Here is a 26,797-nt window from a genome sequence, read left to right as displayed (position 1 = left end):
AGGTCAATCTACCGCGAAAACCTTATCCAGCCGGCTCACGCCCAGCCCGTTAATTTTCTTCACTTTAATCTGCACCGGAATACGTTCCTTCATCGCCTCAACGTGGCTGATTACGCCGATGGTTTTCCCGCTGGCGTTCAGGGTGTCCAGCGCGTCGAGCGCGGTATCCAGCGTCTGCGCGTCCAGAGTGCCAAAGCCTTCATCAAGGAACAGCGAGTCGATGCGGGTTTTGTGGCTTACCAGGTCGGAAAGCGCCAGCGCCAGCGCCAGGCTCACCAGGAAGCTTTCGCCGCCGGACAGCGTGCGGGTGTCGCGCACCGCGTCGGCCTGCCAGGTGTCCATAACCTGTAGCTCCAGCGCTTCGCTGTCTTTACGCTGCAACAGGTAGCGGCCGTGCAGGCGATTAAGCTGGTTGTTTGCCAGCCAGACCAGGTTATCCAGCGTCAGTCCCTGGGCAAATTTACGGAATTTATCGCCTTCTCTGGAGCCGACCAGGGCGTTGAGATAGCCCCAGTCCTCCGCCTGAGCCTCGCACTCTTTGATCTCCTGCATCAGCGCCTGCTGGCGCGAGCGGTTCTCTTTGTCGTGGCTTTGCTGCTGCTTTATTTGCCCCTGCTGAGAGGCGTTTTCACGCAGCCGGTGGGCCAGATCTGCAATTTGAGCCTCAAGAACGCTGATGTCTGCTTCTTCGCCGAGTGTTTCCGGGCGTGACGTCAGGTGCTGGGCCAGCGCCGTTTCGGCCTGCTCAAGCAGCGTCGTTTGCTGCTGCTGCTGACGCTCCAGCTGCTGTTTGTGCTGCTCAAGCTCGAGCCGGACGTTTTCTTCCATCAGGGCGCAATGGAACTCTTCTTCGTCGCTGAACTGGCTGGCTGCCAGCGCGGCGCTGAACTGCTCCTGGGCCTCGCGGGCCGCGGCTTCGCTCTGCTGTAGCTGCTGCGCCAGAGACTGACGCTGGCCTTCCAGCAGGTTGCATTCATTGTGCAGAGTCTGCCAGTTTTGCAGCGCGGCCTGGTGCTCAGACTCGGCAAGCATCGCGGGGGCCGAGCCATCGTCCTGAAGGGTTGAAAGCAGCATTTCAAGGGTGGAAAGCTGCTGGCGGAGCTGCGGCAGTTTATCCTGCTGCTGTTGCCACTGTTGGGACTCCTGCTGGCGGGCATCCAGCCAGCTTTGCTCTTCGCCCGGCTGCGGACGCGCAAGGCCAACCTGCTCCAGCGCCGCCTGAAGCGAAGCGTTCCGGGCGTTAAACTCGGCGCTCATCTTTTGGAGCTGTTCGCTGTCTCGCTGGTATTGCGCTTCGAGCGCCTGGCGCTCTGCGAGCTGGCGCAGCTGCTGTTCACGCAGCTCCTGCTCTTCCAGCCACTGGTTCAGATCGTCTTGTGGCGTTAAGGCTATGCTCAGCCCGGCGCATTGCTGCTGCCAGCGGGCCGAGAGTGAGTCTGCCTCTTCCTGTAGCGCCGCGCCTTCATGAACTCGTTTTTCGCGCTGCTGGCGCTGGGTTTCAAGTTGGCCCTTGAGGGCGAAACCCTGCTCGGCGAGCGCGGCGACTTCAAGCTTCAGGGCGGCCAGGCGCCGCTGGTTTTCTCCCGGCTCCAGCGCCTTATAGGCCTCAACGGCCGGGTGCTGAGTTGAACCGCACAGCGGGCAGGGGGCGTCCTTTTGCAACTGAGCACGTTCGGCCTCAAGGCTATGGATCCGTTTTTCCTGCTCGACGACTTTTTCCAGATCGGCTTCATGCTGGCGTTTATCTTTGTACTGCTGGCGTTTTTGCCCAAGCTCGACATCACAAGCGGCAATTTGCTTATCCAGCTCCTCCAGATCCCGCACCAGCCCTGATTTGCGTTTTTCCACAGTGGCAAACTGAGGTTGCAGGGCTGCCAGCTGTTGGCGACCAGGCCTGGCGGCCATTAGCTGCTGTAAATGAGTGCTTACTTCGTCCGGCGTTAACGCCAGATTTATCTCCGGCAGTGCCTGTAATTTTTGCTGGCTACTCCGCAGCGCCTGCTGCAGATCGCCAAGTTGCTTTTCATCCCGCTGCAGCTGGCCAAAGGCCATGCGCCAGCCCGCAAGTTCGGCGCTCCAGAGGCGATAGCTATCGTGGGCAGAGAGCCAGTTCTGAACCTGCTGAGCCTCCGCCTGAAGTTTTTCAGCCTGAACGGCCGCCAGCAGCCGGGTTTGCTGGCGATGCACCGAGGCGTGGCGTAAGCGTGCATTCACACTTTCCGCCGCTTCGGCATTTTGCTTCAGCGCCTGCTGCTTTTCCTGGAGACGCTGCCAGTGCGGGCGCAGCTTTTCGGCAGGCAGCGCACGAGCCAATTTGTCCAGCTGCGGGGCGGCATCCAGCAGAGCCTGATTAGCGGTATTCAGCCCCAGCCGCTTTTGTTCTTTATCGGTAGTCAGCTTGCCCAGCTGGCTCAGCCAGTCCCGATGCTGCTGGCGCAACTGCTGCTCGGTGCCCAGCGTTTGTTCTTCAAGAGTGAGCGCCTGCAAACTTGCCGTGAGCTGCTGTTGCTGCTCTTCGCTGAGCAGGGCAACGCCCGCCGCCTGAGCCAGCAAATTTTCCAGCCGAATTTTGATTTGCTTGTGGTTTTCAAATACCGCAGCGGAGACGGTGCCGTAGATTTCTGTGCCGGTCAGCTCTTCGAGCAGCGAGGCGCGGTCGTTGGCATCGGCATTTAAAAATGCCGCGAATTGCCCCTGAGAGAGCATCATCGAACGGGTAAAACGGTCGTAATCCAGCCCGGTTAGCGAGGCAACAAGGTCGAGCTTGTCTTTGATTTTGTCCGCAAGAATTTTGCCGTCGCTGATTTGGGCCAGCTCCACGCGCGGCGCCTGAAGGTTGCCGTTTGCCGCATTCCGTGCGCGGTTCTGGCTCCAGAAAGCGCGGTAGCCAACGCCCTTAACCTCAAACTCCACCTCGGCCAGGCACTCGGCGGTGTCTCTGGTCATCAGGTCGTTCTGCGACTGCGATACGCTGCTCAGGCGCGGCGTTTTGTGGTAGAGCGCAAGACAGATGGCGTCCAGCAGCGTGGTTTTGCCCGCTCCGGTCGGGCCGGTAATGGCAAATAGTCCGTTGCTGGCGAAGGGTTCCCGAGTGAAATCAATCTTCCACTCGCCCTTGAGGGAGTTAATATTTTTTAAACGCAGGCTAAGAATTTTCATGCCTGTTCCTCCTGCTGGTGCAGGTCCGAGAGCGTTTGGGCAAACAGCGTTCTCAGCCTGGCGGCGCGTTCTTCGGTAGTTTCTTCCTGGCTAAGGCGGCGCTCAAATACCTCTTCAACGGTCAGCTCGCTTAGCGTCTCTTTATGCTGGCTGGCGATGACCCGCTCGCGCTGTTCGCGGCTGCGGCGCAACAGCACAACTTCTACCGGCAGGGTGTCGGTTAAAGCCTGAACCTGACGCTGCATATCGTGAAGATATTCATCGGTGGCGATTTCGATATCCAGCCAGACTTTTGGCTCGGCAGGGGCATTACGCCACTGCTCAAGCTGCTGTTCTATCTCCCTTAGCGAACCTTTTATCACCGCTAACGGCTGGCTGACCGGGACTTCAAGGGCTTCGACGCCCGCAAGCTGGCCGCCGCTGAATTCAACCAGAAATACGCTTTTAGCTTTGCCCGTTTCGTCGAAGCTGAGTGCAATCGGGGAGCCGCTGTAGCGGATATGTTCGCTGCCGCCAATCTTCTGCGCCCGGTGGATGTGGCCCAGCGCGATATAGTCAGCCGGAGGAAAGTGCTGCGCCGGGAAGGCGTCCAGGGTGCCGATGTAAATGTCTCTCACCGCATCGGATTTGGTTACGCCAACCGTGGTGAGATGCCCGGTGGCAATAATCGGCAGCGGACGGTCGCCGCGTAATGCGACGGCGGCGTCGTAGCACTGCTGGTAGTGCTCGCTAATTGCTTCCATTAATGAGCGCTGCTTCTCATGGCCGGAAAGCCCGGCCTGGCTGCTTTGAATATCGCGCGGGCGCAGAAACGGGATTGGGCACAAAATAGCGCCGGGCGTGCCGTCTTTGTTATTCAGCACCAGCGCCTGCTCTTCCTGGCGATGCCGGGCGCTGGCGATAACGCGAGTATTCAGGCAGGCGAGCAGCTCGCGCGACTCGTTAAGCGTGGCGACGGAGTCGTGGTTGCCCGCCAGCACAACAAGCTGGCAGCCGCTGGCCTGCAACTGCACCACAAAACGGTTATAGATTTCACGGGCGTAGCTCGGCGGCGAGCCGGTATCAAAAATGTCACCCGCTACAATTATGGCATCCACCTGATGTTCGGCCGCCGCGTTAAGCAGCCAGTCAAGAAAGGCCTGGTGTTCAGAAGCCCGGCTTTTGGTATAGAAATTTTGGCCGAGGTGCCAGTCTGATGTGTGGAGAATGCGCATAACCTGTCCCATGGCAAAGAGGCGAGTTTCCGATTATAAGCTATTGAGCCGCCAGCGTAACCGTGCGCGAAACTCAGCGGCTGTCATAATTCAAAAAGGTGAAATATCGGACGGTCATCTTTTTCATAAATCTGTCACAAATCTGACGCATACTGGCGCACAATTAATAAGAGATGGTCTCTTTTCAACAGGGTAAATCATGGCGAGACGCATTTTAGTCGTAGAAGATGAAGCTCCGATTCGTGAAATGGTGAGCTTTGTGCTCGAGCAAAATGGCTTCCAGTCGGTAGAGGCGGAAGATTATGACAGCGCGGTTAACCTGCTGATTGAACCTTTCCCCGACCTGATCCTGCTGGACTGGATGCTGCCGGGCGGTTCGGGTATCCAGTTTATTAAGCACCTTAAGCGTGAAGCGCTGACCCGCGAAATCCCGGTGATGATGCTAACCGCGCGCGGAGAAGAAGAAGATCGCGTTCGCGGGCTTGAAGTCGGGGCCGACGATTACATCACCAAACCGTTCTCGCCAAAGGAACTGGTGGCGCGTATTAAAGCGGTAATGCGCCGTATTTCGCCGATGGCGGTGGAAGAGGTGATTGAGATGCAGGGGCTGAGCCTTGACCCGTCCTCGCATCGGGTAATGACCGGTGAAGACCCGCTGGATATGGGGCCAACCGAGTTTAAGCTGTTACACTTCTTTATGACCCACCCGGAGCGCGTTTACAGCCGTGAACAGCTGCTTAATAACGTGTGGGGAACCAACGTTTACGTTGAAGATCGCACCGTAGACGTGCATATTCGCCGCCTGCGTAAAGCGCTGGAAACAAGTGGTCATGACAAAATGGTGCAAACGGTTCGCGGCACGGGTTATCGTTTTTCAACCCGCTTTTAAAATGCTTACAGGAGCGTGACGCGTGCTGGAACGGCTGTCATGGAAAAGGCTGGTACTGGAGCTGATGCTCTGTTGTTTACCGGCGGCTATTCTTGGATTGATCTTTGGCCATCTGCCGTGGTTTTTACTGGCGGCAGTAACCTCCCTGCTGAGCTGGCATTTCTGGAATCTCCTTCGTCTGTCCTGGTGGCTGTGGGTTGACCGCAGCATGACTCCGCCTCCGGGCCGGGGAAGCTGGGAGCCTCTGCTTTACGGGCTGCATCAAATGCAGCTGCGTAACAAAAAGCGCCGTAAAGAGCTGGGTAATCTGATCAAGCGCTTCCGTAGCGGGGCCGAATCGTTGCCCGATGCGGTGGTGCTGACCACGGAAGAGGGCTCTATTTTTTGGTGTAATGGCCTGGCCCAGCAGCTGCTTGGGCTGCGCTGGCCGGACGATAACGGCCAAAACATCCTTAACCTTCTGCGTTATCCCGAATTCACACAGTATGTGGCGAATCAGCAGTTTAATCGCCCGCTGACGCTGGTGATGAATAATGGCCGCCACCTTGAGTTCCGCCTGATGCCGTATGCCGACGGGCAGTGGCTGATGGTGGCGCGTGATGTGACGCAAATGCATCAGCTTGAAGGCGCCAGGCGTAACTTCTTCGCCAACGTCAGCCATGAGCTGCGCACCCCGCTAACCGTGTTACAGGGTTATCTGGAGATGATGCAGGATCAGGCGCTGGAAGGCCCGCTGAGGGATAAAGCATTACATACGATGCGAGAGCAAACGTCGCGCATGGAAGGGCTGGTTCGACAACTGCTGACCTTGTCGAGAATTGAAGCGGCACCGGCGCTGTCGATGAATGAAAAAATCGACGTTCCGCTGATGCTGCGCGTTGTTGAACGCGAGGCGCAGACCCTGAGCCAGCAGAAGCAAACGCTCACTTTTAACGTTGAGCCTGGGCTACAGGTTTACGGCAATGAAGAGCAGTTGCGCAGCGCCATTTCCAACCTGGTGTATAACGCCGTGAACCATACTCCGGAGGGGACGCACATTACCGTGACCTGGCGGCGTCAGCCGCACGGCGTGGCGTTTAGCGTTAAGGATACCGGGCCGGGGATTTCAGCGGAGCACCTTCCTCGCCTTACCGAACGTTTTTATCGGGTGGATAAAGCCCGTTCCCGGCAGACGGGCGGCAGCGGGCTTGGGCTGGCGATTGTGAAGCACGCCCTTAGCCACCACGACGCGCGTCTGGAGATTGAAAGTAAACCGGGGCAGGGATCGACATTTTCGTTTGTGTTGCCGGAGCGGTTAATCGCCCAGGATCCTGCGGCAGTTGCACATTAATTCACCGCAACCGTCAAGCTCTGTTTCCACAGGCCAGTTTACTGGCCTTTTTTGTTGGTTTTTTCTCCACTCGTTAAGCGTTAAAGGCGAATTGTTGATTTTTTGTCCGAATGATAAGCCACAATAAATTCGTATAATTGAATTTATTCACTGCCTGCCGGGATTTTTAAAGGATATCTTTCTGGTTTCCCGATCCCTTCTTGTCTTCAAACGCTATAAGCGTTTTAATTGCCCCCCTGTTGTTACCAGACCGACTGAAATTGAGTGGTAATTCGACTAACTATTCTTCGCCACCGATCCGGAGAAGCATATTCCGCTGTCGTTACCGGTAATAACCGCTTTTTTGCCGAACGTTATTTGGAACCGCGTGCGGTTAAAAAATTTGAACGTTTTCAACACCACACATCCACAGGCTGCATTATTTTATGACCTATCATTTAAAATCGCGTGACATCATCGCTCTGGGCTTTATGACCTTTGCGCTGTTTGTGGGCGCGGGCAACATCATTTTCCCCCCAATGGTTGGCTTACAGGCCGGTGAACACGTCTGGACGTCTGCACTTGGCTTCCTGGTCACCGCGGTAGGCTTACCGGTGCTGACCATCGTGGCCATTGCCCGTGTCGGCGGCGGTATTGATAGCCTCAGCTCGCCGATTGGCCGCCGGGCCGGTATTTTGCTGGCGACCGTTTGTTACCTGGCTGTTGGCCCGCTGTTTGCCACGCCGCGCACCACCACCGTGTCGTTTGAAATCGGCATTGCGCCGCTGACCGGTATGGGCGATATGCCGCTGTTTATCTACAGCCTGGTGTATTTCGCGCTGGTGATTGGTATTTCGCTTTATCCCGGCAAGCTGCTGGATACCGTTGGCCATTTCCTTGCGCCGGTGAAAATCCTGGCGCTGCTGATCCTCTCCGCCGGTGCCGTTCTGTGGCCTGCCGGTGGCCTGAGTTCTGCGACCGAAGCCTATCAAAACGCGGCATTCTCTAACGGCTTTGTGAACGGCTACCTGACGATGGACACTCTGGCCTCGCTGGTATTCGGGATCGTTATCGTCAATGCGGCACGTTCTCGCGGTGTGACCGAATCCCGCCTGCTGACCCGCTACACCATTTGGGCTGGCCTGATTGCCGGTGTTGGCCTGACGATTATCTATCTGGCGCTGTTCCACCTCGGGTCTGATAGCGCCAATCTGGTTGAGCAAAACGCCAACGGCGCGGCTATTCTGCACGCCTACGTTTCCCATACCTTTGGCGGAGCAGGCAGCTTCTTCCTTGCTGCGCTGATTTTCCTCGCCTGCCTGGTTACGGCGGTTGGCCTGACCTGCGCCTGCGCGGAGTTCTTTAGCCAGTATTTACCGCTCTCTTACCGCTCGCTGGTGTTTATCCTCGGCCTGTTCTCGATGATTGTATCTAACCTCGGCCTGAGCCATCTGATTCAGATCTCTATTCCGGTGCTGACGGCTATCTACCCGCCTTGTATCGCCCTGGTGGTCTTAAGCTTTACCCGTCCGTGGTGGCACAATTCCACCCGCGTTATCGCACCGGCAATGCTGATAAGCCTGCTGTTTGGTATTATCGACGGCATTAAAGCTTCGGCAATCAGCGATGTACTGCCTGCATGGGCGGCGAAACTGCCGCTGGCGGACCAGGGCCTTGCGTGGCTGCTGCCAACCGTCGCGATGGCGGTTATCGCCGCCGTCTGGGACCGGGCTGCGGGGCGTCAGGTGACTTCCACCGCGCACTAAGAGTTTGATTGTTAACTAACCACGGAGTCGCCCTCCGTGGTTTTTTTATTGTGAAGAGTGGTACAGGATTCATGGAAAACACCAATAAGCTCAAGCGCGGTTTGAGCACCCGGCACATCCGATTTATGGCGCTGGGTTCGGCGATTGGAACAGGGCTGTTTTACGGCTCGGCAGACGCTATTAAGATGGCGGGGCCAAGCGTACTGCTGGCGTATATTATCGGCGGCGTTGCGGCCTATATCATCATGCGCGCGCTGGGCGAAATGTCGGTTCATAACCCCTCTGCCAGCTCGTTTTCCCGTTATGCTCAGGATTACCTGGGGCCGCTGGCAGGCTATATCACCGGCTGGACTTACTGCTTTGAAATATTGATTGTCGCCATCGCCGACGTGACCGCCTTCGGGATCTATATGGGTATCTGGTTCCCGGCGGTGCCGCACTGGGTCTGGGTGCTGAGCGTGGTGCTTATCATCAGCGCCATCAACCTGATGAGCGTAAAGGTATTTGGCGAGCTGGAATTCTGGTTCTCGTTTTTCAAAGTGGCGACCATCATCATTATGATCCTCGCCGGTATCGGCATTATCTTCTGGGGCATCGGTAACGGCGGCCAGGCGACCGGTATTCATAATCTGTGGAGCAACGGCGGCTTCTTCAGTAACGGCTGGTTAGGCATGATAATGTCGCTGCAAATGGTGATGTTCGCCTACGGCGGTATTGAAATCATCGGCATCACCGCGGGCGAAGCGAAGGACCCTGAGAAATCCATTCCGCGCGCGATTAACTCTGTCCCGCTGCGTATTCTGGTGTTCTACGTTGGCACGCTGTTTGTCATCATGTCTATATACCCGTGGAACCAGGTTGGCACCGAAGGCAGCCCGTTTGTCATGACGTTCCAGCACATGGGCATTACCGCTGCGGCCGGTATTCTTAACTTCGTGGTCATCACCGCTTCTCTTTCCGCTATCAACAGCGATGTGTTCGGCGTTGGGCGCATGCTGCACGGCATGGCGGAGCAGGGCAGCGCGCCGAAGGTATTCGCTAAAACCTCACGTAACGGTATTCCGTGGGTGACGGTTGTGGTGATGGGCTTTGCCATGCTGCTGGCGGTTTACCTGAACTACATCATGCCGGAAAACGTCTTCCTGGTGATTGCATCGCTGGCAACCTTTGCCACCGTATGGGTGTGGATAATGATCCTGCTGTCGCAGATTGCCTTCCGCCGCCGTTTGCCACCGGAAGAGGCAAAAGCGCTTAAATTCCCGATCCCGGGCGGCGTGGCGACGACTATCGTAGGTCTGGTATTCCTGGTGTTTATCATCGCGCTGATTGGTTACCACCCCGACACCCGTATTTCGCTGTATGTTGGCTGCGGCTGGATTGTGCTGCTGCTGATTGGCTGGTTCTTTAAACGCCGCCGTCAGCCTGCGGCAGCCGAAGCAAAATAAACCCTGAACCCCGCCGCTGGCGGGGTTTTTGTTAGCCTCTCCGCCCCTGTGATCCTCCCCCAAATTAAACCAGAATGATGAGTGATAACGCCTTATGCTGTGGCAAGGTGGCGTCATTTTTAAGCGACGGGAAAGTTACTATGTTGAATGCCTGGCACCTTCCGGTGGCGCCTTTTGTTCAAAAGGGCGAGCAAAAACTGACGATTACGCTTTGGCTGGCGGGCGATGAGCTGCCGGAAAAGGTCGTGCTGCGTGGTGAAAAGGATAACGAAGAGATCTCCGTGGTGATGGTGCGGCAAAAGTCGGCCCCGCAGGAGGGTGTGGTGGCGTGGAAGGGCGCCATTGATACCGCTGAGGGGCAGCCGCGCCGCCGCTACAGTTTCAAGCTGCTGTGGCAGGACAGGCAGCGCTGGTACACGCCGCAGGGTTTTCGTTCTACGCCGCCCGCAAGGCTGGAGCAGTTTGCCATTGATTCCCCGGACGACGGCCCGGCCTGGGTGCAGGATCAGGTGTTTTACCAGATTTTCACCGACCGTTTTGCCCGCGGTAAAAAACGCGGTCCGGAGCAGGACAACGTCTATTTTCATCATGCCGCAGGGCATGAAATCGTCAGGCGCGAGTGGAATGAAGCGCTCACCGCCGATGCCGGTGGCTCAACGTTTTACGGCGGCGACCTGGACGGCATCAGCGAAAACCTGCCGTACCTGAAAAAGCTCGGCGTAACCGCGCTCTACCTGAACCCGATTTTTACCGCGCCAAGCGTGCACAAGTACGATACCCAGGATTACCGGCAGGTTGACGAGCAGTTTGGCGGCAACAGCGCGTTTCTGCGCCTGCGTGAGAGCACCCGCAAGCTTGGCGTGAAACTGGTGCTGGACGGGGTGTTTAACCACAGCGGGGATACGCATGCCTGGTTCGACAGGCATCAGCAGAGTGATAACGGAGCCTGCCATAATCCCGGCTCGCCGTGGCGAGACTGGTACAGTTTCTCGCAGGAAGGCAAGGCGCTGGACTGGCTGGGATATTCGAGCCTGCCGAAGCTTGATTTCCGCTCGGCTACGCTGGTGGATGAAATTTACCGTGGCGAGCAAAGTATTGTGCGCCACTGGCTACGAGAGCCGTGGGGCATTGACGGCTGGCGTCTGGACGTGGTGCATATGCTGGGCGAAGCGGGCGGCGCAAAGAACAACCTGCTGCACGTCAGCGGCATTACCCGGGCCGCAAAAGAAACCCGCCCGGATGCCTATGTCCTTGGGGAGCACTTCGGTGATGCGCGCCAGTGGCTCCAGGCGGACGCCGAAGATGCGGCGATGAACTACCGCGGCTTTACCTTCCCGCTGTGGGGCTTCCTTGCCAATACCGATATCTCTTACGACCCGCAGCATATCGATGCGCAAACCTGCATGGCGTGGATGGAAGAGTACCGCTCCGCGCTTTCTCATCAGCAGCAGCTGCGGATGTTTAATCAGCTCGACAGCCATGATACGGCGCGCTTTAAATCCATCCTCGGGAAAGACGTTGCCCGGCTGCCGCTGGCCGTTATCTGGCTTTATGCCTGGCCCGGCGTGCCCTGCGTTTATTACGGCGACGAGGTTGGGCTCGACGGAAACAACGATCCGTTTTGCCGCAAGCCGTTCCCGTGGAACCAGCGGGAGCAGGATTTGAGTCTGCTGGCGCTTTATCAGCGGCTGGGAAAATTACGCAAGCAGAGCCGGGCGTTACGCCAGGGCGGATGCCGGGTTGTCTATGCCGAAGGCGATGTGGTGGTGTTTGCGCGCGTCTATCAGAACGAACGCGTGCTGGTAGCGATTAACCGCGGCGAGGCGATTACCGTGACGCTGCCGTGGGATGCGCTGCTCAGCGGCAGGGCGTGGACGCACCTGGAAGGCGAGGGTCTTCTGGATAACCGCGAGCTGATGCTGCCGGCGGTTTCTGCCTCCGTGTGGCGGAGCCTGTAGGCAGACAAAAACACAAAAGGCCGCATTCGCGGCCTTTTCTTCAAACGTGCTTAGCGATTACAGCTTAGCAACGTTCTCGCTCAGGTACTTGGCAACGCCGTCCGGAGACGCGTTCATGCCTTCTTTCCCTTTTTCCCACTGAGCCGGGCACACTTCGCCGTGCTCTTCGTGGAATTGCAGCGCGTCAACCATACGCAGCATTTCATCGATGTTACGACCCAGCGGCAGATCGTTAACCACCTGGTGGCGAACGATACCGGCTTTGTCGATCAGGAAGGAGCCGCGCAACGCAACGCCAGCTTCCGGATGCTCGATGCCGTATGCTTTCTGGATTTCACGTTTGATGTCAGCAACCATCGCGTATTTAACTTCGCCGATGCCGCCTTTATCCACAGGGGTTTTACGCCATGCGTTGTGAACGAATTCGGAGTCAAAAGATACACCAACGACTTCTACGCCACGTTTCTGGAATTCTTCGTAACGCTTGTCGAACGCAATCAGTTCAGACGGGCAAACGAAGGTGAAGTCCATCGGCCAGAAGAAGACAACGGTGGCTTTACCGTTGGTGTGTTTTTTGAAGTTGAAGTTTTCAACGATTTCGCCATTGCCCAGTACGGCAGCAGCGGTAAAGTCAGGGGCCGGACGAGTAACCAGGACCATATGTACTCCTGTTAATTTTGTTAAAGTGAGGGTTAACGCAACGGGGGGAGTATAGGTGCTCCGTTCCATGTAGCTCAATGGCATCTTGCCAATCAATCAGATAGGTTTCGGCTATCAAAAACGCAATCAGAACGATGCCGGTAACCAGGATAGCCCTTTTTTATAAAAGGGCAAGATGTTGTAACGCGAACCGCGAACGATCACAAACTTTTTTGTTGCGCCATCGTTATCATGCGCGGGTAGAACTGCCAGAACAGCTGCTCGAGGGCGTCATAGTGCTTATCAAGATCCTGCCATGAGGCTCGCAAAGCATCGAGTTTTGGTCTACGGCTCGCCATGCCGTTAAGCACGTCGGCAATAAATTCCATATCCTGATAGCGCTCCAGCCAGCGTTCACGCCATAAATAATTGTTCAGGTTAATAAAACGCGGCGGCGTGTCGGAAATATGTGGCTCGATTTGCCCGCGAGCGTAGGCGACAAAGTCCTCAAGGCCAATATCCGGGCAGACGGTCGCCCAGTGGCGGGAGAGAAAATGATCCCACATGACATCGAGCGAGATCGGCGAAACGCGGCGTGTTTCGGCGCTAAACCAGGCGCGGGCGACCGCAACCTCCGGCAAACCATCCGTCAGGGCGTCAACCCGGCGGTGCATATAGATGCCGGCAACTATCTCGGGCGAAAAGCTGTCGTCCGGGTTACCGCGCACAAAATCCGCCAGCAAATTTCCCAGCAGCGAACTTCGGGCCAGATGAGCAAGATGCAGGTGGGCGAGAAAATTCATAGCGTGATTATTCCATATATGGGCTTAAAACGGCCATTGTCAGGGTAAACGTGTTGCAGGGAACGCGCCCTGCCACTAGACTAAGCCGCCTGTTTTTAAGTCTGAGTTTTTTACCATGCGCGTTGCCGATTTCTCCTTTGAACTGCCTGAATCCCTGATTGCTCACTATCCACAAGCCGAGCGTAGCAGCTGCCGTTTGCTGTCTCTGGATGGGCCGACGGGCGCGCTCGCGCATGGCACTTTCACCGATCTGCTCGATAAGCTCAACCCCGGCGACCTGCTGGTGTTCAATAACACCCGGGTTATTCCTGCCCGCCTGTTTGGTCGTAAAGCCAGCGGCGGCAAGATTGAAGTGCTGGTTGAGCGCATGCTGGATGATAAACGTATCCTCGCGCATATTCGCGCTTCAAAAGCGCCTAAGCCGGGCGCCGAGCTGCTGCTGGGCGATGATGAAAGCGTACACGCCACCATGACGGCGCGCCATGACGCGCTGTTTGAAGTCGAGTTTAACGACGAACGCAGCGTGCTGGATATTCTTAACAGCATCGGCCATATGCCGCTGCCGCCGTATATCGACCGTCCGGACGAAGAATCAGACCGTGAACTTTATCAAACGGTTTACAGCCAGAAGCCGGGCGCGGTAGCCGCCCCAACCGCCGGGCTGCATTTTGACGAGCCGCTGCTGGAGAAATTGCGTAATAAAGGCATAGATATGGCCTTTGTGACGCTGCACGTTGGGGCCGGGACCTTCCAGCCAGTACGCGTGGACAGCATCGAAGATCACATCATGCACTCCGAATATGCCGAAGTGCCGCAGGATGTCGTTGATGCCGTGCTGGCCTGTAAAGCGCGCGGTAACCGCGTAATTGCCGTCGGCACGACTTCGGTACGCTCGCTTGAAAGCGCCGCACAGGCCGCGACTAACGGCCTGATTGAGCCGTTCTTTGGCGATACGCAGATCTTCATCTATCCGGGCTATAAATATAACGTTATCGACGCGCTGGTGACCAACTTCCACCTGCCTGAGTCGACGCTTATCATGCTGGTGTCCGCTTTTGCGGGCTACAAAAATACCCTGCACGCCTACCATGAGGCGGTAAAAGCGGAATATCGCTTCTTTAGCTATGGCGACGCTATGTTTATTACCTGCAATCCGCAGGCGATTAACGAGCGTCCTGGGGAGTAATTTCCCCTCACTCTGGCCCTCTCCCCAGGGGGAGAGGGGACTACACAGGTCTTATTTTTCTCCCTCTCCTTTCCAGGGAGAGGGCTGGGGGGAGGGTCAAACCATCCCCCAAATATTCCGCCGTGAGCACCGCCCACGGCGTTAATTTACTCACCAGACTGTTTCTCTGGTGCTGGAGGAAATGTGAAATTTGAATTAGATACCACCGACGGCCGCGCCCGCCGTGGCCGCCTCGTTTTTGAGCGCGGTACCGTTGAAACCCCGGCCTTTATGCCCGTGGGCACTTACGGCACCGTAAAAGGGATGACGCCGGAAGAAGTGAAAGACACCGGCGCGCAGATTATTCTCGGCAACACCTTCCACTTATGGCTGCGTCCTGGCCAGGAAATCATGAAACTGCACGGCGACCTGCATGATTTTATGCAGTGGAAAGGCCCAATCTTAACGGACTCCGGCGGTTTCCAGGTGTTCAGCCTCGGCGACATCCGCAAGATTACCGAAGCGGGCGTGCACTTCCGCAACCCGATCAACGGCGATCCTATCTTCCTCGATCCTGAAAAATCCATGGAGATTCAGTACGATCTCGGCTCCGATATCGTGATGATCTTCGATGAGTGTACGCCATACCCGGCGGACTGGGATTATGCCAAACGTTCGATGGAAATGTCCCTGCGCTGGGCGCAGCGTAGCCGCGATCGCTTTGATTCTCTGGGGAATAAAAATGCGCTGTTCGGAATTATCCAGGGTAGCGTTTACGAAGATTTACGAGATATCTCGGTAAAAGGTCTGGTAGAGATAGGCTTTGATGGCTACGCTGTCGGCGGCCTGGCGGTAGGGGAACCGAAGGAAGATATGCACCGCATTCTGGAGCATGTTTGCCCGCAAATCCCTGCCGACAAACCACGTTACCTGATGGGCGTAGGTAAACCGGAAGACCTGGTTGAAGGGGTACGTCGCGGCGTTGATATGTTCGACTGCGTCATGCCTACTCGTAACGCGCGTAACGGTCATCTGTTTGTGACGGATGGCGTGGTGAAAATCCGTAACGCTAAGTATAAGGCTGACACCGCACCGCTTGATGCAGAGTGTGATTGCTATACGTGTCGCAATTATTCACGTGCCTACTTGCATCATCTTGACCGTTGCAACGAAATACTGGGCGCTCGTCTGAATACTATTCATAACCTGCGCTATTACCAGCGTTTAATGGCTGGTTTACGCAAGGCCATTGAAGAGGGTAAATTAGAGCACTTCGTGACTGATTTTTACGAGCGGACAGGTAAGCCAGTTCCACCTTTGAACGTTGATTAATTTAATAATGAGGGAATTTTAATGAGCTTTTTCATTTCTGATGCTGTCGCTTCTGCGGGTGCTGCTCCAGGACAGAGTCAATGGACTTTGATTCCAATGTTGGTGGTCTTCGGCCTGATTTTCTATTTTATGATCCTGCGTCCGCAGCAAAAGCGTACCAAAGAGCATAAAAAACTGATGGACTCCATCTCCAAAGGGGATGAAGTGCTGACCAACGGTGGTCTGGTTGGCCGCGTAACCAAAGTAGCTGAAACTGGCTACATTGCTATCGCGCTGAACGACACCACCGAAGTGGTTATTAAGCGTGATTTCGTAGCTGCCGTTCTGCCGAAAGGCACCATGAAGGCGCTGTAATTTTCGTTTTCCCTAAGGGAACTAAACGTGTTAAACCGTTATCCTTTGTGGAAGTACATCATGCTTATCGTCGTGCTTGCGATTGGTCTGCTGTATGCGCTTCCCAACCTGTATGGTGAGGATCCGGCCGTTCAATTAACTGGCGTGCGCGGTGTCGCCGCCAGTGAACAAACGCTGATCCAGGTCGAAAACACCTTAAAACAAGAAAAAATTACCGCTAAATCTGTGGCGCTGGAAGAGGGCGCTATTCTCGCTCGCTTCGATTCTACCGATACCCAGCTGCGCGCGCGTGAAGCGCTGATGAGCGTGCTGGGCGACAATTACGTCGTGGCGCTTAACCTTGCTCCTGCCACTCCTCGCTGGATGTCCGCTATTAGCGCAAACCCGATGAAACTCGGTCTTGACCTGCGCGGTGGCGTTCACTTCCTGATGGAAGTGGATATGGACACGGCGCTGGGCAAACTCCAGGAACAAAACATTGATGGCCTGCGTAGCGATCTGCGCGAGAAAGGCATTGCCTACACCAACGTGCGTAAAGCCGATAACTATGGTGTAGATATTGTCTTCCGCGACGCGAAGTCTCGCGACGATGCCAGCACTTACCTTTCTTCCCGTCATCGCGATCTGGTGTTCTCTAACCAGGGCAGCAACACGCTGCGCGTAGTGATGAGCGATGCGCGCCTGAGCGAAGCCCGTGAATATGCGGTACAGCAGAACATCAACATTCTGCGTAACCGTGTAAACCAACTGGGCGTTGCCGAGCCGCTGGTACAGCGCCAGGGTGCAGACCGTATCGTGGTTGAACTGCCGGGTATCCAGGACACCGCGCGCGCTAAAGAGATCCTCGGTGCTACCGCAACTCTGGAATTCCGTCTGGTGAATACCAACGTTGATGCCTCCGCTGCCGCCGCAGGCCGCGTGCCGGGTGACTCAGAAGTGAAGCAGACTCGTGAAGGGCAGCCGGTTGTGCTGTACAAACGCGTGATTCTGACCGGTGACCATATCACCGACTCCACTTCGAGCATGGATGAATACAACCAGCCTCAGGTTAATATCTCCCTGGACAGCGCTGGCGGTAACATCATGTCTAACTTCACCAAGGACAACATCGGTAAGCCGATGGCGACCCTGTTTGTGGAGTACAAAGACAGCGGTAAGAAAGACGCCAACGGCCGTTCCTTACTGGTGAAAGAAGAAGAAGTTATCAACGTTGCGAACATTCAGTCTCGCCTCGGTAACAGCTTCCGCATCACCGGTATCAGCAACCCGAACGAAGCTCGCCAGCTCTCTCTGCTGCTGCGCGCCGGTGCGCTGATTGCGCCAATTCAGATTGTTGAAGAACGTACCATCGGCCCAACCCTGGGTCTGGAAAACATCAAGCAGGGTCTGGAAGCGTGTCTGGCAGGCCTGGTGGTCTCTATCATCTTCATGCTGTTCTTCTATAAGAAGTTTGGCCTGATTGCGACCTCTGCTCTGCTGGCAAACCTGGTGCTGATTGTGGGGATTATGTCCCTGCTGCCGGGTGCGACGCTGACCATGCCGGGTATCGCGGGTATCGTATTAACCCTTGCGGTTGCGGTGGATGCGAACGTACTGATAAACGAGCGTATCAAAGAAGAGATCAGCAACGGACGTACGATACAGCAGGCGATTGATGAAGGTTACAGAGGCGCGTTCAGCTCCATCTTTGACGCCAACATCACCACGCTTATCAAAGTTATCATCCTGTATGCCGTGGGCACCGGGGCTATCAAAGGGTTTGCAATCACTACCGGTATCGGTGTTGCAACCTCGATGTTTACCGCAATCGTCGGTACTCGTGCCATCGTGAACCTGTTGTACGGCGGCAAACGCATCAACAAGCTGTCTATCTGAGGAGTGCGTTGTGGCACAGGAATATACTGTTGAACAATTGAACTACGGCCGTAAAGTCCATGACTTTATGCGCTGGGATTACTGGGCCTTCAGCATTTCCGGCATCCTGCTGATCCTTTCCGTCATCATTATTGGCGTGAAGGGCTTCAACTGGGGTCTGGACTTTACTGGCGGTACGGTAATCGAAATCGCGCTGGAAAAACCGGCCGATCTTGATGCTATGCGTGCTTCTTTGCAGAAGGCAGGCTTTGAAGAGCCGCTGGTGCAGAACTTCGGCAGCCGCCGCGACATCATGGTGCGCATGCCGCCTGCTAAAGGCGAAACCGGCGGCCAGGTTCTGGGCAGCAAGGTTGTTAGCGTGATCAACGAAGCGACCAACCAGAATGCGGCAGTGAAGCGTATTGAGTTCGTCGGCCCTAGCGTAGGTGCCGATCTTGCTCAAAACGGCGCTATGGCGCTGCTGGTTGCGCTGATTTCAATCCTGGTTTACGTCGGCTTCCGCTTTGAGTGGCGCCTGGCGGCCGGGGTTGTTATCTCGCTGGCTCACGACGTGATTATCACCATGGGCGTGCTGTCGCTGTTCCACATCGAGATTGACCTGACTATCGTCGCGTCTCTGATGTCGGTTATCGGCTACTCGTTGAACGACAGCATCGTGGTTTCGGACCGTATTCGTGAAAACTTCCGCAAGATCCGTCGCGGTACGCCTTACGAAATCTTTAACGTCTCCCTGACCCAGACGCTGCACCGTACTTTGATTACATCGGGCACCACGTTAGTGGTTATCCTGATGCTGTATCTGTTCGGTGGCGCGCTGCTGAAAGGCTTCTCGCTGACCATGCTTATCGGTGTGACCGTGGGTACGGCTTCCTCCATCTACGTGGCGTCCGCGCTGGCGTTGAAATTGGGGATGAAGCGCGAGCACATGTTGCAGCAGAAGGTTGAGAAAGAAGGGGCGGATCAGCCGTCTATTCTGCCTTAATCCTGCTATAGCCTGATAAAACCGCAGCCTTCGGGCTGCGGTTTTTTTTCGTCCGGTGTTTTCTTGCTGACAGTATGCTGTCAGGAGGGGGTGAGTAGAGTTGCTGCTACTGACAACCCAGGAGAGCAGACAATGAACACCGTAATTAACTGGTTCGAAATCCCGGTAGACAATCTTGAGCGTGCGATCATTTTTTATCATCACGCGCTGGAGATTGATTTTCGACGGGAGCACGTTGCCGGTATCGATATGGCGATTTTCCCTCATGATAAGCCCGCTACCGGCGGCGCTTTGGTTAAAGGCGAGATGTTTACGCCATCCCGCACTGGCGCTGTGGTCTACTTGTACACGGCTAATATTGAAAAGACGCTGCTGAGAATTGGGGAGGCCGGAGGGAAAACGGTTTTTGGCCCGGAAGTCTTACCCGACAACATCGGTACCATTGCGTTAATTATTGATAGCGAAGGCAACTGCGTCGGTTTGCATCAGCCAGCATAAGCCCGGATACTGAAATAAGAGCCTGCCATTCCGGCGGGCTTCACTGCAGGCCTGTTTATTATGAGCCGAAGAGCCGACCGGCTATTTCAAATCGTACAAATTCTTCGCGGCAGGCGCTTAACTACGGCAGCTCAGCTGGCCGAGCGGCTGGAGGTTTCTGAGCGCACGATATACCGCGATATCAGAGATCTTTCTTTGTCGGGTGTGCCTGTCGAAGGTGAGGCCGGGTGCGGCTACCGCCTGCTGGCCGGTTATGACCTGCCGCCGTTAATGCTTACTTCCGCTGAGGTTGAGGCGGCGGTTGCGGCGCTAAGAATGGTACAAACCTGGAGCGGTGAGGCGCTGGCGAAGTCGGCTGAGTCCGTCCATGAAAAGCTGATGGCGATACTGACCCCGGAAAAACGTCGAGTGGCGGAGCAAAGCCGCATTATCTCTCCTGATTTTAATAAATTTCCTCAGGTAAAGATCTGGTTTGATCTTCTCCATACCGCAATTGGCGAGCTGAAGGTGGTTCACCTCAGTTATGAGAATGAGAAGGGGGAGCTTTCAGAGCGCGATATTCATCCGCTGGGATTATCGTTCTGGGGAGAGATTTGGATTGTGGTGGCCTGGTGCGAGGAGCGCGACGATTATCGCAGTTTCAGGCTGGATCGCTGCCGTGACATGCGTGTGACCGAACGCCGCTATCAGGCGCGTCACGATCGCTCATTACAGGACTTTATTTCGCTTCAAAAGCGTAAAGGGATGCCTGTTTTATCAAAAGAAAAGCCGGTCTGTTGACCGGCTTTTTGTCTTCATGCGAAGTGCTTAGAAGTTGTAGCCTACGACGAAGTAGCCACCCCAGCCGGTCGCGTGAACGGTGCCGTCCATCCAGTTCAACTGAGTGCCGTCGTTCCACTGGCCGCCGTTATGGAAGTAACGGGCGACGATGGAGTAGTGCAGGTGAGCGTAGTTCAGGGAAAGGATATGGCTGGAAGCGATAGAGTTGTTGCTACGCTGTTTCAGGCCGTTAGTGCCGTATCCGCTGGTATCGCCCAGGTCTGAACCCCAGTCGAAGTTGGTGAAGCCGATGTAGCTCAGGTTACCGCCCCACAGGGAAGTAATTGGCACGAAGTATTTCACCTTGAAGCGGTAGCCGTCCCACTCGTTTTCGTTGTTAGCCTTGTAGTTCTGCCACTGGTATTTGGCGTACACGTTCATGGACAGGCTCATCGGCAGGCCGGTGTCGATGTCGGTACCCAGACCCATGTACCAGGTGCTCTGGCGGCCGGTAGCGTTACGACCCATGTCGTAGATGTAGTTGTTAGCAACATACCACTCTTTGAACGGGCCAAAGCTCAGGTCTGCGCCGGTCAGCTTGTCGATGGAGAAGCGAGGTTCGATTTCCATAAACAGTGGAGAACCATGGTTCCAGATACCCTGCGCCTGGGTGTTACCGCCGAAGAAGACCGGTGCATCCATATAGCCGTAGAAATCGAACCAGTCTTTTTTGGCGAAAGCTTCGTATTCCAGGTAGGTATCGTTGCGCAGCTGCGGCCCGAAGCGGGTGTGATAGCTGCCGACTACGTTAACGCTCTGGTGCCACCAGTCGGAGAGGTATTCGCTGTTTTTTGCTTCTTCTGCGCTGGCAGAGAAAGAGCTGGAAAGCGCCAGAACGGTGCCGGCTGCCAGAATAATTTTTTTCATATTTTTAGCCACTGTTTACGTAATTTTGGTGCGAAGCGGATGTGAGATGTCATCCATGGCCGCGGGTTCCAGGGGGAGGACCTTAGCAGCGCGACTATTATAGAAATCCCTGCTCACAAAAATATGTGCTATTTCACATTCTTCTCATATGCGTAATCGATTGCGTTCACGTTTGCGCACAATAAAAACGGCGTGATTGTACCTGCTTCGTCAAATTACGCAAACAAGCGTCAGGTTGTTACAGATAAATGTGACGGGTGTCACGCTGTTGGCGGGCGAGAAACAGGGATTTTGCTTCGCATTTTGTGCGGGCGGTGTGAAAGAGTGTGACGAACTCCCCCGCCGGGCAGGGGAGACGAAGATTACTGCGCTGGGCTAACCGGTGAGGCCGAAGCTGGCTGTATGTCGTGAACGCGCACAAAGCCCAGCTGTTCCGGGGTAATGCCGGATAAACGCAGCGGAATGGAGACGTCGCTTGGCGCCAGGATGCTGGCCGGGGCTTCGATTTGCTGCGTCTGAACGTTAACTTCCTGGAAGCTGTCCGTGGTGCCCTGGATCTGGCCCCACTCAACCTTGCCGCTGAAGGCCGGAAGCGGGCTGTTAGACTCGCTCTTAATCAGCAGCGTGGCGCGGGTGCCGTTTGCCTCCGCCGCCACGTTAGTCAGCGACATTTTAAGGCTGCCGAGCTGGCTGTTCAGGCGTGCCGCCGTGTTCGAACCCGGCAGCAGGTAGACGCCGGTCGTTGATTTGGCGTTCAGGGCATTTTGCTGAGTCAGCTTAACCGTTTGCTGGCTGAGCTTCGTCATTTCCTGGTTTAGCGAGCCGATTTGGCTGCGCATCTGGCGCACTTCGGTTTGCTGGGCGCAGGCGGTCAGGCTCATCAGGCTGGACACCAGGATAATTCTTAGGTAAGTCTTTGTCATGATTGTTTTTTCCTCATTGCCGTTCTCTGATTTAAGCGTAGTTCAGGCAAACTGGAAAGCGCTATTTCTCGATGCCGGGGCGGCGGTGTCTTTGTACTCCCGCGACTTCGCGGTAAACTATTGTTCATCTTTATAATCCCAGCAGGAAACGCCATGCATTGCCCATTCTGTTTCGCCGTGGACACCAAAGTAATTGACTCTCGCCTGGTGGGTGAAGGTTCATCCGTACGCCGTCGGCGCCAGTGCCTGGTTTGTCACGAACGTTTCACCACTTTTGAAGTGGCCGAGCTGGTGATGCCCAGAGTGGTGAAGAGCAATGAGGTGCGTGAGCCGTTTAACGAAGACAAACTCCGCAGCGGCATCCTGAAAGCGCTCGAGAAGCGCCCGGTTAACTCCGACGACGTAGAAATGGCTATCAGCCACATTAAGTCGCACCTTCGAGCAACGGGCGAACGAGAAGTGCCGAGTAAACTGATTGGCAACCTGGTGATGGAGCAGCTAAAGAAGCTGGATAAAGTCGCCTATATTCGCTTCGCCTCGGTCTACCGCAGTTTTGAAGACATTAAAGAGTTTGGTGAAGAAATCGCCCGTTTACAGGATTAAAACCGATGTCCCTTGATGAACAGTTTATGGCTCGCGCGCTTGAGCTGGCTAAGCGCGGACGTTTTACTACCGCGCCGAACCCAAACGTCGGCTGCGTGATTGTTAAAGACGGTAAAATTGTTGGTGAAGGTTTCCATTTTCGCGCCGGTGAGCCGCATGCCGAAGTTCATGCCCTGCGCATGGCGGGCGAGCTGGCTCGCGGGGCAACGGCCTATGTAACCCTCGAACCTTGTAGCCACCACGGGCGCACGCCGCCGTGCTGTGATGCGCTTATTGCCGCTGGCGTGGCGCGGGTAGTTGCCGCCATGCAGGATCCTAATCCGCAGGTTGCCGGGCGCGGGCTTTACCGCCTGCAACAGCAGGGCATCGAGGTCAGCCACGGCTTAATGATGAACGAGGCCGAAGCGCTGAATCGCGGTTTCCTCAAGCGTATGCGCACCGGTTTTCCATTTATTCAGCTTAAGCTCGGCGCTTCGCTGGATGGCCGCACCGCGATGGCAAGCGGGGAGAGCAAATGGATAACCTCTCCCCAGGCGCGCCGCGACGTTCAGCGCCAGCGCGCACAAAGTGCCGCTATCCTTTCAAGTAGCGCTACCGTACTGGCGGACAACCCCTCATTGACTGTACGCTGGGACGAGCTGGATAGCGCAAGCCAGTCGCTCTACCAGCAGCAAAATCTGCGCCAGCCGATTCGCATCGTAGTGGACAGCCAGAATCGCGTTACGCCCGGTCATGCTCTGATCAACCAGCCGGGTGAAACCTGGCTTGCCCGCACCCGTGCGGGTGAAGAAAGCTGGCCTGAAGGCGTGGAACAACTGTTGGTGCCGGAGCATAACGGCCATCTCGACCTGGTGGTATTGATGATGCAGCTTGGCAAACGCCAGGTGAATTCAGTCTGGGTTGAAGCCGGTGCCACCCTCGGCGGCGCGCTGCTGCAGGCGGGGCTGGTGGACGAGCTTATCGTCTATCTGGCGCCTAAGCTGTTGGGCAACGATGCCCGCGGTTTATGCGCGCTGCCGGGGCTCGAAAAACTTGCCGATGTGCCGGAATTCAGCTTCAGCGAAGTCCGCCAGGTCGGCCCCGATTTGTGCCTGCACCTGACGCCGGTTTATGGGCGTCAGTAAAACGTAAGCAGTCACGAAAAGATTATGATAAAATCCGCCCCCCTGCGGGGCTAAACAGAACCCGTAAAGGAAGATTATGAACATTATTGAAGCAGCTGTTGCTACTCCAGACGCTCGCGTCGCCATCACCATCGCGCGTTTTAACAACTTCATCAACGACAGCCTGCTGGAAGGTGCTATTGACGCCCTGAAACGTATCGGCCAGGTGAAAGACGAAAACATCACCGTGGTTTGGGTACCGGGCGCTTACGAGCTGCCGCTGGCCGCAGGCGCGCTGGCGAAAACCGGTAAGTACGACGCGGTTATCGCGCTCGGCACCGTGATTCGTGGCGGCACTGCGCACTTCGAATACGTTGCCGGCGGTGCCAGCAACGGTCTGTTAAGCGTTGCCCATGACAGCGGTATTCCTGTTGCCTTTGGCGTGCTGACCACTGAAAGCATTGAACAAGCCATCGAACGCGCTGGTACTAAAGCCGGTAACAAAGGTGCCGAAGCTGCACTGACCGCGCTTGAAATGATTAATGTATTGAAAGCCATTAAGGCCTGATTTTTTGTAAGGGGAAATCCGTGAAACCTGCTGCTCGTCGCCGCGCCCGTGAGTGTGCCGTCCAGGCGCTCTACTCCTGGCAGTTGTCCAAAAACGACATCTCTGATGTTGAATATCAGTTCCTGGCGGAACAGGACGTCAAAGACGTTGACGTTAACTATTTCCGCGAGTTGCTGAGCGGGGTGGCAACTAACAGCGCGTATCTGGATGGGCTGATGAAGCCTTACCTGTCTCGTCTGCTCGAAGAGCTGGGCCAGGTGGAAAAAGCGGTACTGCGCATTGCGCTGTTTGAACTGTCGAAACGTGACGATGTGCCATATAAAGTGGCTATCAACGAAGCGATTGAACTGGCAAAAACCTTCGGTGCCGAAGACAGCCACAAGTTCGTTAACGGCGTTCTCGATAAAGCCGCTCCAGCCATTCGTCCCCACAAAAAGTAATCTCCTGGCCGGGTTCTACCCGGCCTGCTTCTTTCTGCAACTGACATTCTTGAGGTATTACGCATGGCATGCGGTGAGTTTTCCCTGATTGCCCGTTACTTCGATCGCGTAACAAGCTCCCGTCGTGATGTGGAAACCGGTATTGGCGACGATTGTGCGCTGCTGTCGGTCCCCGAAAAACAGCTGCTGGCCATCAGCACCGATACGCTGGTCTGCGGGAACCACTTCCTGCCGGATATCGATCCGCGCGATCTGGGTTACAAAGCTCTGGCAGTTAATTTAAGCGATCTGGCCGCAATGGGCGCAGATCCGGCCTGGCTGACGCTGGCCTTAACGCTTCCTGAAGTCGATGAAGAGTGGCTTGCCGCCTTCAGCGACAGCCTGTTTGAACAGCTGGATTATTACGATATGCAGCTGATCGGCGGCGATACAACCCGTGGCCCGCTCTCTATGACGCTGGGTATTCACGGCATGATCCCTGCCGGGCGCGCGCTTAAGCGCAGCGGCGCAAAAGGCGGGGATTGGATCTACGTTACCGGTACGCCGGGAGACAGTGCCGCCGGGCTTGCCATTGTGCAAAACAGGCTCCAGGTTGCCGACCTTCAGCATGCTGAATATTTACGCAAGCGCCACCTGCGGCCAACGCCTCGCGTGCTGCACGGCCAGGCGCTGCGCGATTTAGCTAACAGCGCCATCGATCTGTCCGACGGCCTGATTTCCGATCTCGGCCATATTCTCAAAGCCAGCGACTGCGGCGCGCGAATCGATCTCGATCAGCTGCCTTATTCCGAAGCGATGCGTATGCACGTTGAGCCGGAGCAGGCGTTGAAGTGGGCGATGGCGGGTGGAGAAGACTACGAGCTGTGCTTCACCGTACCGGAACTGAACCGCGGCGCGCTGGAAGTGGCGATTGGCAACCTGGGCGTGCCTTATACCTGCATCGGCCAGATTGTTTCTGCTTCCGAAGGGCTACAGTTCACGCGTGACGGTAAGCCTGTGACGCTGGACTTTAAAGGTTACGATCACTTTTCTTGCTAGCCTTTGACCCTCTCCCCGAAAGGGAGAGGGGGTTATTTAAAACCCGCCACCGGGTGGCGCTGATAAGGCGTCTCCAGCTCCGCAATTTCCTCCGGCTTCAGCGTTAAATCCACCGCGCCCAGTAAATCATCCAGCTGTTCCTGCCGTGAAGGGCCGACAATCGGCGCGGCAATACCCGGCTTGCTGAGCAGCCACGCCAGCGCGACCTGCGCCCGGGAGGCTCCTTTATCGGCGGCTACATTTGCCAGCCGTTCGGCGACAATCGCGTCGTTCTCGTTGTTGGTCTGGTAGAGCGATTTACCCACTTCATCAGAAACCGACCTTGCCGTGGTATCGCCCCAGGGGCGAGTGAGCTTGCCGCGCGCCAGAGGGCTCCACGGGATAACCGCGATGTTTTCTTGGTAGCAAAGAGGCAGCATGTCCAGCTCCTCCTCGCGATAAATAAGATTGTAGTGATCCTGCATGGAGACAAAGCGCGCCCAGCCTTCCCGAGCCTGCAAAGCCAGCGCCTGAGCGAACTGCTCGCTGTGCATTGAGGATGCGCCGATATAGCGTGCTTTACCGGCTTTTACCACGTCGTTAAGCGCTTCCAGCGTCTCCTCAATCGGCGTGTTGTAGTCCCAGCGGTGAATTTGCAGCAAATCCACATAGTCCGTTCCCAGCCGTTTCAGGCTGTCGTCGATAGCACGCAAAATTTGTGGGCGGGATAAGCCCTGAGGCAGGTCGCCAACCTGGTGATAAACTTTGGTGGCGACAACAACGTCTTCGCGGCGGGCAAAGTCACGCAGCGCACGGCCAAGGATCTCTTCGCTGCTGCCGTCCGAGTAGTTGTTGGAGGTATCGAAGAAGTTAATCCCTTTATCGAGGGCATGGAGAATAAGTTCCCGGCTGCTCTCTTCGGGTAGTGTCCAGGCGTGGCCGCCGCGGTCAGGCTCGCCAAAAGTCATACAGCCGAGGCAAAGGCGGGAAACCCGGAGGTCTGTTTTTCCTAATGTGCTGTATTGCATGGTTCCACTCCTGCTATTGAGATGCTTTAAGCATAGCAGGA

The 26,797-nt window shown here is 55.8% G+C and carries 24 protein-coding genes; 17 read left to right on the top strand and 7 right to left on the bottom strand.

Annotated elements, in window-relative coordinates:
- Window positions 1-3 precede the first annotated feature (3 nt).
- Window positions 4-3,159 carry an exonuclease subunit SbcC gene (gene sbcC / locus ACG1VR_RS18080; RefSeq protein WP_395489468.1) on the bottom strand — a complete coding sequence of 1,052 codons (3,156 nt, stop codon included), beginning with the start codon at window positions 3,157-3,159 and terminating at the stop codon, window positions 4-6.
- Window positions 3,156-4,373: an exonuclease subunit SbcD gene (gene sbcD, locus ACG1VR_RS18075; RefSeq protein ID WP_395489467.1), complete on the bottom strand. Its 1,218-nt coding sequence runs from the start codon at window positions 4,371-4,373 to the stop codon at window positions 3,156-3,158. Before sbcD ends, sbcC begins: the two co-directional genes overlap by 4 nt.
- A 199-nt stretch (window positions 4,374-4,572) precedes the next feature.
- On the opposite strand from sbcD, the gene phoB reads away from it, so the two are divergent.
- From phoB to malZ, 5 genes are all read left to right on the top strand, one after another.
- Window positions 4,573-5,262: a phosphate response regulator transcription factor PhoB gene (phoB, locus tag ACG1VR_RS18070; RefSeq protein ID WP_008454506.1), complete on the top strand. Its 690-nt coding sequence runs from the start codon at window positions 4,573-4,575 to the stop codon at window positions 5,260-5,262.
- 22 nt (window positions 5,263-5,284) lie between these two features.
- Window positions 5,285-6,592: a phosphate regulon sensor histidine kinase PhoR gene (gene phoR, locus ACG1VR_RS18065; RefSeq protein ID WP_395489466.1), complete on the top strand. Its 1,308-nt coding sequence runs from the start codon at window positions 5,285-5,287 to the stop codon at window positions 6,590-6,592.
- 425 nt (window positions 6,593-7,017) lie between these two features.
- Window positions 7,018-8,337: a branched-chain amino acid transporter carrier protein BrnQ gene (gene brnQ, locus ACG1VR_RS18060; protein WP_395489465.1), complete on the top strand. Its 1,320-nt coding sequence runs from the start codon at window positions 7,018-7,020 to the stop codon at window positions 8,335-8,337.
- Between the two features lie 71 nt (window positions 8,338-8,408).
- The gene (gene proY / locus ACG1VR_RS18055; RefSeq protein WP_216375531.1) at window positions 8,409-9,782 is read left to right on the top strand and encodes a proline-specific permease ProY; all 1,374 of its coding nucleotides are present in this window, start codon (window positions 8,409-8,411) and stop codon (window positions 9,780-9,782) included.
- A gap of 140 nt (window positions 9,783-9,922) precedes the next feature.
- Window positions 9,923-11,740, top strand: coding sequence for a maltodextrin glucosidase (malZ, locus tag ACG1VR_RS18050; RefSeq protein ID WP_395489464.1), 1,818 nt, complete (start codon window positions 9,923-9,925; stop codon window positions 11,738-11,740).
- A gap of 57 nt (window positions 11,741-11,797) precedes the next feature.
- On the opposite strand, the gene ACG1VR_RS18045 is transcribed toward malZ, so the two are convergent.
- Window positions 11,798-12,400, bottom strand: coding sequence for a peroxiredoxin C (locus ACG1VR_RS18045; RefSeq protein ID WP_016535150.1), 603 nt, complete (start codon window positions 12,398-12,400; stop codon window positions 11,798-11,800).
- A gap of 200 nt (window positions 12,401-12,600) precedes the next feature.
- Complete coding sequence (acpH, locus tag ACG1VR_RS18040) at window positions 12,601-13,182, bottom strand: ACP phosphodiesterase (RefSeq protein WP_016535151.1); 582 nt, start codon at window positions 13,180-13,182, stop codon at window positions 12,601-12,603.
- A gap of 115 nt (window positions 13,183-13,297) precedes the next feature.
- Here acpH and queA point away from each other — a divergent pair, with 115 nt between their 5' ends.
- From queA to ACG1VR_RS18005, 7 genes are all read left to right on the top strand, one after another.
- Complete coding sequence (queA, locus tag ACG1VR_RS18035; RefSeq protein WP_039897966.1) at window positions 13,298-14,368, top strand: tRNA preQ1(34) S-adenosylmethionine ribosyltransferase-isomerase QueA; 1,071 nt, start codon at window positions 13,298-13,300, stop codon at window positions 14,366-14,368.
- Window positions 14,369-14,551: 183 nt separating this feature from the next.
- On the top strand, window positions 14,552-15,679 hold the full coding sequence (tgt, locus tag ACG1VR_RS18030) for a tRNA guanosine(34) transglycosylase Tgt (RefSeq protein WP_016535154.1): 1,128 nt from the start codon (window positions 14,552-14,554) through the stop codon (window positions 15,677-15,679).
- A gap of 21 nt (window positions 15,680-15,700) precedes the next feature.
- Window positions 15,701-16,033: a preprotein translocase subunit YajC gene (gene yajC, locus ACG1VR_RS18025; protein WP_008454538.1), complete on the top strand. Its 333-nt coding sequence runs from the start codon at window positions 15,701-15,703 to the stop codon at window positions 16,031-16,033.
- 27 nt (window positions 16,034-16,060) lie between these two features.
- The gene (gene secD / locus ACG1VR_RS18020; protein WP_071704073.1) at window positions 16,061-17,908 is read left to right on the top strand and encodes a protein translocase subunit SecD; all 1,848 of its coding nucleotides are present in this window, start codon (window positions 16,061-16,063) and stop codon (window positions 17,906-17,908) included.
- Between the two features lie 10 nt (window positions 17,909-17,918).
- Window positions 17,919-18,890 carry a protein translocase subunit SecF gene (secF, locus tag ACG1VR_RS18015; RefSeq protein ID WP_395489463.1) on the top strand — a complete coding sequence of 324 codons (972 nt, stop codon included), beginning with the start codon at window positions 17,919-17,921 and terminating at the stop codon, window positions 18,888-18,890.
- 132 nt (window positions 18,891-19,022) lie between these two features.
- The gene (locus tag ACG1VR_RS18010; protein ID WP_016535157.1) at window positions 19,023-19,388 is read left to right on the top strand and encodes a VOC family protein; all 366 of its coding nucleotides are present in this window, start codon (window positions 19,023-19,025) and stop codon (window positions 19,386-19,388) included.
- Window positions 19,389-19,448: 60 nt separating this feature from the next.
- Entirely contained in the window at window positions 19,449-20,168 is a 720-nt protein-coding gene (locus ACG1VR_RS18005; RefSeq protein WP_395489462.1) for a helix-turn-helix transcriptional regulator, read from the top strand.
- A 27-nt stretch (window positions 20,169-20,195) separates the two neighbouring features.
- On the opposite strand, the gene ACG1VR_RS18000 is transcribed toward ACG1VR_RS18005, so the two are convergent.
- Both ACG1VR_RS18000 and ACG1VR_RS17995 read right to left on the bottom strand, forming a co-directional pair.
- A complete protein-coding gene (locus ACG1VR_RS18000; protein ID WP_279048404.1) occupies window positions 20,196-21,074 on the bottom strand; it encodes a nucleoside-specific channel-forming protein Tsx in 879 nt (292 codons plus the stop codon).
- Window positions 21,075-21,436: 362 nt separating this feature from the next.
- Window positions 21,437-21,997, bottom strand: a complete 561-nt coding sequence (locus ACG1VR_RS17995) for a DUF3251 domain-containing protein (RefSeq protein WP_172568213.1) — start codon at window positions 21,995-21,997, stop codon at window positions 21,437-21,439.
- A gap of 153 nt (window positions 21,998-22,150) precedes the next feature.
- Between ACG1VR_RS17995 and nrdR the strand changes: the two genes are divergently transcribed.
- The 5 genes from nrdR (at window position 22,151) to thiL (ending at window position 25,749) form a co-directional block, all read left to right on the top strand.
- Window positions 22,151-22,600, top strand: coding sequence for a transcriptional regulator NrdR (gene nrdR / locus ACG1VR_RS17990; RefSeq protein ID WP_016535162.1), 450 nt, complete (start codon window positions 22,151-22,153; stop codon window positions 22,598-22,600).
- Between the two features lie 5 nt (window positions 22,601-22,605).
- The gene (gene ribD / locus ACG1VR_RS17985) at window positions 22,606-23,724 is read left to right on the top strand and encodes a bifunctional diaminohydroxyphosphoribosylaminopyrimidine deaminase/5-amino-6-(5-phosphoribosylamino)uracil reductase RibD (RefSeq protein WP_395489461.1); all 1,119 of its coding nucleotides are present in this window, start codon (window positions 22,606-22,608) and stop codon (window positions 23,722-23,724) included.
- A gap of 76 nt (window positions 23,725-23,800) precedes the next feature.
- Complete coding sequence (gene ribE / locus ACG1VR_RS17980) at window positions 23,801-24,271, top strand: 6,7-dimethyl-8-ribityllumazine synthase (protein WP_016535164.1); 471 nt, start codon at window positions 23,801-23,803, stop codon at window positions 24,269-24,271.
- A 20-nt stretch (window positions 24,272-24,291) separates the two neighbouring features.
- Window positions 24,292-24,711, top strand: coding sequence for a transcription antitermination factor NusB (gene nusB / locus ACG1VR_RS17975; protein ID WP_016535165.1), 420 nt, complete (start codon window positions 24,292-24,294; stop codon window positions 24,709-24,711).
- Between the two features lie 63 nt (window positions 24,712-24,774).
- A complete protein-coding gene (thiL, locus tag ACG1VR_RS17970; protein ID WP_395489460.1) occupies window positions 24,775-25,749 on the top strand; it encodes a thiamine-phosphate kinase in 975 nt (324 codons plus the stop codon).
- A gap of 32 nt (window positions 25,750-25,781) precedes the next feature.
- Here the strand turns inward: thiL and ACG1VR_RS17965 are convergent, their stop codons facing one another.
- A complete protein-coding gene (locus ACG1VR_RS17965; RefSeq protein WP_172568210.1) occupies window positions 25,782-26,756 on the bottom strand; it encodes an aldo/keto reductase in 975 nt (324 codons plus the stop codon).
- Window positions 26,757-26,797 lie beyond the last annotated feature (41 nt).

Source organism: Cedecea davisae, assembly GCF_044095835.1.
Classification (GTDB): Bacteria; Pseudomonadota; Gammaproteobacteria; order Enterobacterales; family Enterobacteriaceae; genus Cedecea; species Cedecea davisae.
This window is presented reverse-complemented; position numbering and strand designations above follow the sequence as displayed.